This is a genomic window from Neptuniibacter sp. UBA6509 (genome assembly GCA_002435145.1).
In the GTDB taxonomy this organism is placed as follows: domain Bacteria; phylum Pseudomonadota; class Gammaproteobacteria; order Pseudomonadales; family Balneatricaceae; genus Neptuniibacter.
The window spans coordinates 1-10,302 of the sequence record DJLT01000111.1 but is presented as its reverse complement, the minus strand read 5'-3'; the positions used below and the strand labels follow the sequence as shown (position 1 = coordinate 10,302).

General features: G+C 43.8%; 12 protein-coding genes and 1 pseudogene. All 13 read left to right on the top strand.

The features are described from left to right. Nucleotides 1-90: 90 nt before the first annotated feature. The 13 genes and pseudogenes from B4K11_RS13800 (at nt 91) to queC (ending at nt 10,228) form a co-directional block, all read left to right on the top strand. Nucleotides 91-830, top strand: a pseudogene (locus B4K11_RS13800) (YebC/PmpR family DNA-binding transcriptional regulator). Nucleotides 831-1,024: 194 nt separating this feature from the next. After that, complete coding sequence (ruvC, locus tag B4K11_RS13795) at nt 1,025-1,546, top strand: crossover junction endodeoxyribonuclease RuvC (RefSeq protein ID WP_292950324.1); 522 nt, start codon at nt 1,025-1,027, stop codon at nt 1,544-1,546. Between the two features lie 34 nt (nt 1,547-1,580). After that, nucleotides 1,581-2,240, top strand: coding sequence for a trimeric intracellular cation channel family protein (locus B4K11_RS13790; RefSeq protein ID WP_292950325.1), 660 nt, complete (start codon nt 1,581-1,583; stop codon nt 2,238-2,240). Then, complete coding sequence (ruvA, locus tag B4K11_RS13785) at nt 2,237-2,869, top strand: Holliday junction branch migration protein RuvA (protein ID WP_292950326.1); 633 nt, start codon at nt 2,237-2,239, stop codon at nt 2,867-2,869. The genes B4K11_RS13790 and ruvA overlap by 4 nt, the downstream gene beginning before the upstream one ends. Before the next feature lie 12 nt (nt 2,870-2,881). Next, nucleotides 2,882-3,892 carry a Holliday junction branch migration DNA helicase RuvB gene (ruvB, locus tag B4K11_RS13780; protein ID WP_292950327.1) on the top strand — a complete coding sequence of 337 codons (1,011 nt, stop codon included), beginning with the start codon at nt 2,882-2,884 and terminating at the stop codon, nt 3,890-3,892. Nucleotides 3,893-4,191: 299 nt separating this feature from the next. Then, nucleotides 4,192-4,572 carry a TraR/DksA family transcriptional regulator gene (locus tag B4K11_RS13775; protein WP_292950328.1) on the top strand — a complete coding sequence of 127 codons (381 nt, stop codon included), beginning with the start codon at nt 4,192-4,194 and terminating at the stop codon, nt 4,570-4,572. Between the two features lie 202 nt (nt 4,573-4,774). Continuing rightward, a complete protein-coding gene (gene tolQ / locus B4K11_RS13770) occupies nt 4,775-5,455 on the top strand; it encodes a protein TolQ (protein ID WP_292950329.1) in 681 nt (226 codons plus the stop codon). Between the two features lie 23 nt (nt 5,456-5,478). Next, entirely contained in the window at nt 5,479-5,895 is a 417-nt protein-coding gene (tolR, locus tag B4K11_RS13765) for a protein TolR (RefSeq protein WP_292950330.1), read from the top strand. Between the two features lie 9 nt (nt 5,896-5,904). After that, nucleotides 5,905-6,804 (top strand): cell envelope integrity protein TolA, encoded by a 900-nt coding sequence (tolA, locus tag B4K11_RS13760; RefSeq protein ID WP_292950331.1) that lies wholly within the window; start codon nt 5,905-5,907, stop codon nt 6,802-6,804. 19 nt (nt 6,805-6,823) lie between these two features. Next, nucleotides 6,824-8,131, top strand: coding sequence for a Tol-Pal system beta propeller repeat protein TolB (gene tolB / locus B4K11_RS13755; RefSeq protein WP_292950332.1), 1,308 nt, complete (start codon nt 6,824-6,826; stop codon nt 8,129-8,131). A 96-nt stretch (nt 8,132-8,227) separates the two neighbouring features. Then, nucleotides 8,228-8,743 carry a peptidoglycan-associated lipoprotein Pal gene (pal, locus tag B4K11_RS13750; RefSeq protein WP_292950333.1) on the top strand — a complete coding sequence of 172 codons (516 nt, stop codon included), beginning with the start codon at nt 8,228-8,230 and terminating at the stop codon, nt 8,741-8,743. A 3-nt stretch (nt 8,744-8,746) separates the two neighbouring features. After that, nucleotides 8,747-9,526 (top strand): tol-pal system protein YbgF, encoded by a 780-nt coding sequence (ybgF, locus tag B4K11_RS13745; protein ID WP_292950334.1) that lies wholly within the window; start codon nt 8,747-8,749, stop codon nt 9,524-9,526. Between the two features lie 18 nt (nt 9,527-9,544). Next, nucleotides 9,545-10,228: a 7-cyano-7-deazaguanine synthase QueC gene (gene queC / locus B4K11_RS13740; protein ID WP_292950335.1), complete on the top strand. Its 684-nt coding sequence runs from the start codon at nt 9,545-9,547 to the stop codon at nt 10,226-10,228. Nucleotides 10,229-10,302 lie beyond the last annotated feature (74 nt).

Sequence of the window (10,302 nt, the reverse complement as noted above, 5' to 3'; positions counted from 1 at the left end):
CTAACTATGGGACAGCAGTGGCCAACGGGCAGCTTTTTTTGTTTGTGGCTGTGAATTAAGGTTAGGCATTTTGGATAACAGGGAGATTTTATGGCTGGTCATTCTAAATTCGCCAATATTAAACATCGCAAAGCGGCACAAGATGCAAAGCGTGGGAAAGTTTTCACTAAGTTAATTCGTGAGCTGGTGGTCGCAGCGAAAGAGGGGGTGGTAATCCTGATGATAACCCTCGATTAAGAGCGGCTATTGATAAAAGCCTTGGCGCTAACATGAAGCGCGATACGATTGAAAAGGCTATTCAGCGTGGTGCGGGTGGTGCTGAAGGTGATCATTATGATGAGCTGACCTACGAAGGCTACGGTTCAAATGGTGTAGCGATCCTTGTTGAGTGTATGACTGATAACGTCAACCGTACTGTGGCAGGTGTGCGGGCATCATTTAATAAATTTGGTGGGAATCTAGGAACCAGCGGTTCTGTTGCATATTTGTTTGAAAAGAAGGGGCATATTACCTATGCCGATGATGTTGATGAAGAGATTGTCATGGATGCGGCACTGGATGCGGGTGCAGAAGATGTGGTGAGCAATGAGGATGGTTCTATCGAGGTGCTTACCGATTGGCATGATTTTATCGATGTAAAGCAATCGATGTATGAGGCTGGACTTAAAGCTATTCATGCTGAAATCTCAATGATTCCGTCGACGACTGTTGAGTTAGATGTTGATGCAGGTCGAAAGGTTCTGCGATTGATTGATGCCTTAGAGGATTTTGATGATTCTCAGAATGTTTATCACAATGCGATAATTCCAGAAGAGGCGATGGATATATAGTTGTTCCAAGTTGCTTCTAATGGAAACGGGGCTTGCTCCGTTTTTTTTGTACCTGACACAAATTCTCGGCTGTTAAAAATGTATATTGCTGATTAAGTTTGACGTGAGGCTTTCTAAAATAATAAGACTACGGTATTCTCGCCTGTATAAATAACCAGTATAAGTTCGATGGATAGGTTTGATAGATAGATTCAATGCTGATATTAGGAATAGACCCTGGCTCAAGAATTACCGGATATGGGGTAATAAACTGTGTGGGCAATAAAAATGAGTATGTTGCTAGTGGCTGTATCCGCATCAAAGGCGATGAATTGCCAGGGCGCTTACAGCAGGTTTTTGAAGGCGTAGCTGAAGTGATCGAGCGCTACTGCCCTCAAGAGATGGCTATTGAGCAAGTTTTTATGGCCCGTAATGCTGATTCTGCTTTAAAGCTTGGGCAGGCGCGCGGTGTTGCGATTGTCGCAGGTACCAATGCGGAGCTGCCGGTCTATGAGTATGCGGCGCGCAAAGTGAAGCAATCTGTTGTGGGAAAAGGATCTGCAGACAAGTCTCAGGTTCAGCATATGGTAGCGCATATCCTTAAATTACCGGGTCTGCCTCAAGCGGATGCGGCGGATGCCTTGGCAATCGCCCTGTGTCATTCTCATACGCGTAGTAGTCTTATTAAAACAGCGGGGACAATGTCCTCTCGAAATGCAGGTTGGCGCCAAGGTTGAATAGGCTAATTTGCGGGGCTCAAGTGGGTGAACGATGAGTTACGAAGCATTTATCTATATTGCTGATTTAATGGGCGTTGCAGTGTTTGCGACGGCCGGCGCTTTGGCGGCCCAAGGGAAACGATTAGATATTTTGGGTGTGGTGGTTTTGGCAATAGTAACCTCCTTGGGTGGAGGTACGATTCGAGATATTACTTTAGACATTCATCCCGTGGTTTGGATTGCTAATACCGTCTATCTATGGACGGCAATCATCTCTGCCGTAGTCGCCTTTGTTGTATGTCGTTATGTGCAATATCCACGCCGGCTATTACTTGTTTTAGATGCGATGGGCTTGGCATTGTTCGCTGTTTTGGGGGCCGAAAAGGCGATAGCTTTAGATTTTTCGCCTCTAATAGTTGTCATGATGGCTGTAATCACGGGCTGTGCTGGTGGCATGATTCGTGACATTCTTACTGGCCAAATACCACTGATATTACAAAAAGATGGTGAGCTATACGCAACCTGTGCATTGGCGGGCGCTGTATTTTATATAGTGTCTTATGACTATATGAATGCGCAGTTAGTGGCTCTAATTGCGATGCTCATCATATTTATTTTACGTATGGCCGCTATGTTTGCTGACCTTAAGCTCCCTGAATTTATTGTCGCAGGGCATAAGCTAGAGAAGATTAAAAAAGGAAAAAATAAGTGATTGGTCGATTAAGAGGCGAATTGATAGAGAAGCGTCCACCGCAATTGTTGATAGATGTGAATGGTGTGGGCTACGAAGTCGAAGCATCAATGAATACTTTCTATCGTTTGCCAGAATGTGGTGCCCCAGTTACGTTGTTTACTCATTTTGTAACACGCGAAGATGCGCAGCTGCTGTATGGCTTCTATGAGCGCGAAGAGCGTGTGCTTTTTCGTACTTTAATTAAAGCCAATGGTGTCGGGCCAAAGCTAGCTATAACTATTTTATCTGGTATTTCGACATCAGAGTTTGTCCGTTGTGTTAATGATGGAGATACCGCTTCGTTAATCAAGCTGCCTGGGGTCGGCAAGAAAACAGCTGAACGTTTGATTGTCGAGATGAAAGATAAAATTAAGGCGCTTGGGCTAGAAAGTTCGGGTGAATTCCAGCTTTCTGCAGCTGATGGGCCTGATATGACTGCATTAGAGTCTGTGCCAGATTCAAGAGATGAGGCTGAGAGTGCGTTAGTTGCTTTGGGTTATAAGCCTGTGCAAGCTTCTAAGTCGGTTCAGCAAGCAGTCAAAGCGCTAGGTGCGGCGACGAGCAGTGAAGAATTGATCCGTTATGCGCTACGCGCAATGGTTGGATAGGAGTTTTGGTAAATGATTGAAGCAGATCGCTTTATCTCCCCTTTAAGTAATCCTGTTGAAGAAGCGACTGATAGAGCAATTCGCCCTAAGTCGCTTGAGGATTATGTTGGGCAGCCTGTCGTTCGTGAGCAGATGGAGATCTTTATTCAGGCAGCAAAGATGCGGGAAGAGGCGCTCGATCATACGCTTATTTTTGGTCCTCCTGGTCTAGGTAAGACGACTTTAGCAAATATCATTGCCAATGAAATGGGCTCAGAGATCAAGACAACTTCTGGTCCAGTTTTGGAAAAGGCAGGAGATCTTGCTGCGTTGCTGACCAATCTAGAGCCTAATGATGTCTTGTTTATTGATGAAATTCATCGATTAAGCCCAAATGTTGAAGAGGTGCTCTATCCAGCGATGGAGGATTATCAACTTGATATTATGATTGGTGAAGGACCGGCTGCACGATCAATAAAGTTAGAGCTGCCTCCATTTACATTGGTGGGCGCTACGACTCGAGCTGGACTACTAACATCACCATTGCGTGATCGTTTCGGAATAGTACAGCGTTTAGAGTTTTATAATATTGAAGACTTGACGAGTATTGTTTCGCGTTCAGCTAATTTATCTGGTACTCAGATCGATGGGCAGGGAGCAAAAGAGGTAGCCAAGCGTTCGCGTGGTACGCCACGTATTGCTAACCGTCTTTTGCGAAGAGCACGTGATTATGCAGAGGTCAAAGGTAGCGGTAATATTGATAATGATATGGCTGATCGCGCCTTAAATATGCTTAACGTAGATGATCATGGTTTTGATCATCTGGATAGACGCATGTTACTGACTATGATTGAAAAGTTCGCTGGTGGTCCGGTCGGTGTTGAAAGCCTAGCTGCTGCTATTAGTGAAGAGCGGGATACGATTGAAGATGTGCTGGAGCCTTACCTTATTCAGCAAGGGTTTTTGATGCGTACGCCGAGAGGTCGTGTGGTTACAGATCATGCTTATCAGCACTTTGGTCTTGAAAAACCAACTATAAGTTAGCGATGTAACAACTAAGCGCCCATTCGCTTTTTCTCTTTTGATAAAGTGGGACGCGATTAAGGCGATATTTTGTACAGTCAAAGGCTTATATCGCTTTTACAGTTTCAACGCCTATAAAGAATTGGGGTTTCTGTTTTTAACTCTATTTTGACCCTATATGAGTGAATTAACCCGATCTAGATCAAAAAGTCGCATATAAAGTGTGCTTTTTATGTAAACCTGATCTCAATCAAACACAAATTTATATCCCTGCGTCTACTATGCCTATTAATACACAATAATAAATGGCAGGTATTACCATGACGGTTGGACTTACACTTTCTGAGGTGACTTCATTTAAAGCTGAGCTCGTGAGTTTGCTTGAGCAGTTGCGTTCAGAGATTGTAGAAGAGGTTGAGCGGAGTGCTGATTTACAGCAAGAGAGTATGACTGTGCATGATTCATCTGAAGAGGCGGATGCTGAAGTCAATTTCATGCTTAAAGTAGAGTCTTTGTCACGTCATAGTGAGGAGATAGCTGAATGTTTAGCCGCGCTTGAACGTATAAATCAGGGTGGATTTGGTATCTGCACTGATTGTGATGAAGAAGTTGAATTAAGTCGATTAAAGGCTTGCCCGACAGCGGCACGTTGTATTCGCTGTCAGTCTGCACATGAAGGGCTTATTAAAAAGAGTGCATAGTTTAGATCCCCTTCTGAGCTGATTAAAAATTCCTTATATTGAACCAGCCTTTTGGGCTGGTTTTTTCTTGTATTAATTATCCTGACTGTTATTGTTGAGCCTAAATTTTCTGTCCTGAATTAGATGGAACTTATCTGTTTTTGAGTGATCAGAGCATGGATTTGTATTGTCTTTAACGGGTTCAATTTAGAGGAAAGGCGCAGTGGCCGAAAAAATGTCGATCTGGAGTCTAGTTGCAAACGCAAGTGTGGTTGTGCAATTAGTGATGCTAATGTTGTTAATGGCATCAGTGCTTTCTTGGATTATGATTTTTCAGCGTCAGGCAGTTCTGTCGACTGCACGTAAATCGCTGCGAAATTTCGAAGATCGCTTCTGGTCTGGTGTTGATTTGGGCCAGTTATTTAGAGAAGTAAACCAACAGCCAAATTCTGATTGTGGTGCTGAAAATATATTCCGTGCTGGTATTAAAGAGTATACGCGTTTAACTCAGCAAGAGGGCTATGATAAAGACTCTGTGATGGATGGTGTTGAACGTAGTATGCGTGTGGCGCTTGCCCGCGAAGAAGATAAGCTTGAGCGTCATTTGCCATTTCTTGCGACGGTCGGCTCGACAAGCCCTTATGTTGGTTTGTTTGGTACTGTTTGGGGGATTATGAACTCTTTCCGTGGTCTAGCTAATGTTCATCAGGCAACGTTAGCTTCTGTAGCTCCTGGTATTTCTGAAGCGCTTATTGCAACTGCAATTGGCCTTTTTGCCGCGATTCCGGCGGTAATTGCCTACAACCGCTATTCTGCACAAGTTGAATATCTCCTAGGTAATTATGAAACTTTTGCTGATGAGTTCTCATCTATCCTGCATCGTCGCATGCATGCATCTCACTAACCGTTCACTGGGAGTGTGATGAAATGATCAGACGACACAAGAAGAAGCGTAAGTTAAACGCCGACATCAATGTAGTGCCTTATATTGATGTGATGATGGTGCTGCTTGTAATTTTTATGATTACTGCGCCGATGTTAACCCAAGGGGTTAATGTAGAGTTACCTAAAGCATCCGCTGAGCCGGTAGATGATAAAGACAGTGAACCTGTCATTGTTACGGTTAATGCAGAAGGGGAATACTTTATCGATGTGGGCGGTGATCCTAAAGAAGCGGTTAGCGCTGAAACAGTTCAAGAACGCATTAGTAAAATAATCGCGAGCAACCCCAAGAAAATGTTATTGGTGCGGGGGGATCGTAATGTTAATTACGATAAAGTTGTACAGCTAATGGTTTTATTGCAGCAAGCCGGCGCCCCAAGCGTTGGTTTAGTGACAGAGTAGGGTTGGGTTTTGCGTCTAGGTAGTTACCTTCTTCCCACTGTTCTAGCGGTAATTTTACACGCTGTTGTGGTTGTTCTATTGGCTCAAAGTTGGTTTGAGCATGATGATCCGGTTCGGAAGATTCCGCGGCATGTTCAAGCTAGCATTGTGGACATGAAAACCCATAAAGCTCAGCAGAAAAAAGCGTCTGAAGATAAAGCAAAGCAAAAATCAGATATACAGAGGGCTGCAGATGCTGAGAAAAAACGAAAGGCTGAGCAAAAGAAAAAGCAATTAGCTAAAGAGAAAGCGGATAAGAAGAAAGCTGAAGATAAAAAGCGTCAGCAGGAGATTGATAAAAAGAAGGCCGCAGAGATCAAAAAGAAAGCTGATGCTAAGAAAAAAGCTGAGCAGAAAAGAATAGAAGACGCAAAATTAAAGAAAGCGGCAGAGAAAAAACGTAAAGATGAGGCTGCTAAAAAGGCAAAAGCGGCAGAAGCCAAGCGTAAAGCCGATGCTAAAAAGGCTGAGGTTGCACGTAAAGAAGCGGAAGCTGCAGCGGCAGAAAAATCAGCTTTAATTCGTGCAATGGAAGAGGAGGAAGCCGCTCTTCTTGCAGAGGAGCAGCGGGCTTCAGCTATGAGTTATGAAGCCTACATAGTTGATCAGGTGACACGTAACTGGCGTCGTTCACCTTCCGCACGTAATGGAATGGTCGTTGAAGTGACTGTTCATTTGTTACCCTCTGGTCGGGTTAATGATAGATATGTTACTAAGCCAAGCGGTGATTCTCGTTTCGATGAAGATGCATTGCGTGCTATAGATCGTGTTTCAGTGTTTGAAAAGCTGCAGGATTTGGATCCGGTGGTTTTTGATCGTTATTTTCGAAAACGAGTCTTAAGGTTTAGACCGGAAGATCTTCGTGATTAAGTTATAAAGAGGAATAAGTGTGAAAAAGGTATTTCAGCTATTACTTATCAATTGTGTATTGTTGCTTTCCTCATGGTCATCAGCTGAGAGTGATCTTGCTATTGAGATTACTAAAGGTATTGATGAGCCAACACCTGTTGCCGTTGTACCCTTCGCTTGGGATGGCAATTCAGCACTTAAAGAAGATGTAGCTAAAATAGTTTCTGCTGATCTCGGTCGTACAGGCTTATTTAAGATGATGAGCCCTCAGAATATGCTGAGTTTTCCATCTAAAGAAGATCAGGTGTATTTTCGTGATTGGCGAGTGAGTAAAACTGAGTTTTTGATTATTGGTCGTCAAATTGCTGCTGAAGGTCGTCAGATTAAGGTTGAATTCGAGCTTTATGATGTTTTGAAAGAGCAGCGTTTATTATTAGAGCGTGTTTCGGGCACTCAGGATAATTTACGTGATGTGGCTCACTACATATCCGATATGATCTATCAGAAATTGACAGGTATTCGAGGGGCTTTTTCTACGCGCATTGTTTATGTAACTGCTAAACAGCTTGGGCAGGGGAAAGTGAATTACCGCCTTAAAATGGCTGATTCAGATGGTGCCAGACCTGTCACTATTCGACAGCAGAGTGAGCCATTGATGTCTCCTGCTTGGTCAAGAGATGGAACTAAGTTGGCCTATGTGTCTTTTGAAAGCGGCAAACCGGCAATTTATATTCAGTACCTTGCTACGGGCAAACGCGAAAAGGTTCAATCTTTCAGAGGTCTGAATGGTGCGCCTTCATGGTCACCTAGTGGTAACAAACTTGCGATAGTCTTATCAAAGGATGGAAATCCAGAGATTTACGTTTTAGACCTTAATTCGCGTAGTCTTTCTAGAATAACGCATCATTATGGTATTGATACGGAACCTTCTTGGTCTCCCGATGGTCAATCTCTTATCTTTACTTCAGATAGGGGTGGTCAGCCGCAAATATACCGTATCCATCTACCTACACGTCAGTTAGAGCGTGTGACGTTTGAGGGGAATTATAACTCCCGCGGACGGTTAACTCATGACGGTCGTTTTTTGGCGATGGTACATAGAGGAATAGATAATGTGTTTCATATTGCGGTTCAGGATTTGAAAACAGGGCGCTTAGATGTGCTTACAGATACCTATTTAGATGAGTCTCCGACTATTGCGCCAAACGGTAGTATTATTTTATATGCTACACAAAAAGGTGTGAAAGGGGTGTTAGGTGGTGTGACATTGGATGGCAATGTTCGTTTCATATTACCTGCTTCAAGTGGAGATGTAAGGGAACCTGCATGGAGCCCCTACTTGCAATAATTTTCGATAGACATTAACTTATGTCCAGATATGGACGTGGCGGCGTTTAATAATATTAAAATCACTGGGTAAGTCAGTGAATTTCAGGAGTGATCAATGCGAGCTTCCAACGTAACAAAAGCAGTAGCACTGGCTTTATCAGTAGCATGGGTAGCAGGTTGTAGTACAAGTGGTTCTGACTCTATGAGCGGAACGGAAACAGGTACGGATACAGGCACTACTCAAGGCGTAAATAACGGAACGGGTGTTACCGGTTCTTCAATGTCTGACGTTGCCAACCTACAAACTGTTTTTTACTTTGACTTCGATAAGTCAGTTGTAAAAGCGAATGGTTTTTCTGATCTAGAAAAGCATGCAGCTTACCTTGCTGCTAACCCTTCAGCACAGGTTGTTCTTGAAGGTCATGCTGATGAGCGCGGTACGCGTGAATACAACATGGCACTTGGTGAGCGTCGTGCGAAGGCAGTATCACGCTTCCTTCAGGTTAACGGTGCATCAGGTTCTCAAGTTGAATCTGTTAGCTTTGGTGAAGAAAAACCGGAGATTCTTGGTCACAGCGAATCTAGCTGGAGCCAGAACCGTCGCGTGGAATTGAAGTACGTATCTCGTTAATTTATGACTTCAAAAAAAATCGCATATAGCACAACTTTAGCGCTGTTTATCAGCGCTTCAGTTGTTGCTGAAGAAGTTCCTGTTATTGAGCTAGGTGTGGGTTCAGGCTCTAATCTGCCGAATTCAACCTCATATAACCCTCAAGTTTCTAGCAATAGTGAGTTGATGCTTATTGTCCAGCAGCTTCAGGATGAAGTTCGCACTTTACGGGGGCAGGTTGAGCAGCAGGCTTATCGTCTTAAACAGATGGAAAGTAAGCAGCTTGATCGTTACCGCGATCTAGATCGTCGTATTTCTGCGTCTTCTTCAGCTTCTCTAGGAGCTACAGGTACTGCTGCTGTCGCAGGTGGTAATGCGTCGGGCGTGCCTAGTGTGACAGAAGAGCCTTCTTTAGAACCCAATAGACCGGTTCTTGATGATGCTAAAGCCTACCAAGATGCTTACAACTTGGTTAAGAAAGATCGAAACATCCTTAAAGCAATAGAAGCGTTTAATGCCTTCATAAAGGATTATCCTACGAGTCCTAGGCTGCCGAATGCGTATTATTGGTTAGGTGAGATCTATGTTCTGAATAAAAACCTTGAGCAAGCAAGTGCTTCATTTATGGAAGTGGTAGCTAGTTTCCCTAAGAGCCATAAAGCTCCGGATGCAGCGTATAAGCTTGGGATTGTTTTTGATCAGTTAGGCGATCGAAAAAAATCGGATGAGTACATCGATCTGGTTATCAATAAATATCCAGACTCATCTGTGGTCACTCGCGCTAAAGAATTCAAACTTCGTTAAACAATACTGGTAATACACATGAATACGCCTGCTTCCCCTAAAGCAGTTGTGCTGCTTTCTGGCGGCTTAGACTCGGCTACAGCACTCGCAATGGCATCTGATCGTGGCTATGACTGCTACGTCCTAAGTTTTGATTATGGTCAGCGTTCGTTAACTGAGCTAAATGCAGCTAAAGAGATTGCAAAGCAGCAAGGTGCAGTAGAGCACCGAGTTATTCGGCTTCATCTGGAGGATTTTGGTGGTTCTGCGCTTACGGATCATTCAATAGATGTGCCTGAAGAGGAAACAGAAGATATTCCTGTTACTTATGTCCCTGCAAGAAATACCGTATTTCTTTCGCTTGCGTTGGGATGGGCAGAGGTATTGGAAGCGGATGCAATTTTTATCGGTGTAAATGCCGTTGATTACTCTGGATATCCTGACTGTCGACCAGAATATATCACCGCGTTTGAAACTATGGCTAACCTTGCTACTAAAAGAGGCGTCAGCGGTGACCCCATTACTATTGAAACGCCTCTGATTGACCTCACTAAGGAAGAGATCATCCTTGCCGGGACAAAATTGAATGTTGATTACGGTTTAACCGTATCCTGTTATCAAGCTGACGATAACGGCAAGGCTTGTGGTGCTTGCGATAGCTGCAGACTGCGCGCCAAAGGTTTTGAAAATGCGGGCTTGAAAGACCCGACAAAATATCAATAAAGAAAAGCCTTGCTTTCCAAACCTTAGACGTTAGAATACGCGTCCTCTGAGTGGGTCGTTAGCTCAGTTGGTAG

What these genes read in the sequence shown, in the direction of transcription:
- B4K11_RS13775 (WP_292950328.1), top strand. Translation starts at nt 4,192, where the DNA reads ATGACGGTTGGACTTACACTTTCTGAGGTGACTTCATTTAAAGCTGAG.
- pal (WP_292950333.1), top strand. Translation starts at nt 8,228, where the DNA reads ATGCGAGCTTCCAACGTAACAAAAGCAGTAGCACTGGCTTTATCAGTA.
- queC (WP_292950335.1), top strand. Translation starts at nt 9,545, where the DNA reads ATGAATACGCCTGCTTCCCCTAAAGCAGTTGTGCTGCTTTCTGGCGGC.
- B4K11_RS13790 (WP_292950325.1), top strand. Translation starts at nt 1,581, where the DNA reads ATGAGTTACGAAGCATTTATCTATATTGCTGATTTAATGGGCGTTGCA.
- tolR (WP_292950330.1), top strand. Translation starts at nt 5,479, where the DNA reads ATGATCAGACGACACAAGAAGAAGCGTAAGTTAAACGCCGACATCAAT.
- ruvC (WP_292950324.1), top strand. Translation starts at nt 1,025, where the DNA reads ATGCTGATATTAGGAATAGACCCTGGCTCAAGAATTACCGGATATGGG.
- ruvB (WP_292950327.1), top strand. Translation starts at nt 2,882, where the DNA reads ATGATTGAAGCAGATCGCTTTATCTCCCCTTTAAGTAATCCTGTTGAA.
- ybgF (WP_292950334.1), top strand. Translation starts at nt 8,747, where the DNA reads ATGACTTCAAAAAAAATCGCATATAGCACAACTTTAGCGCTGTTTATC.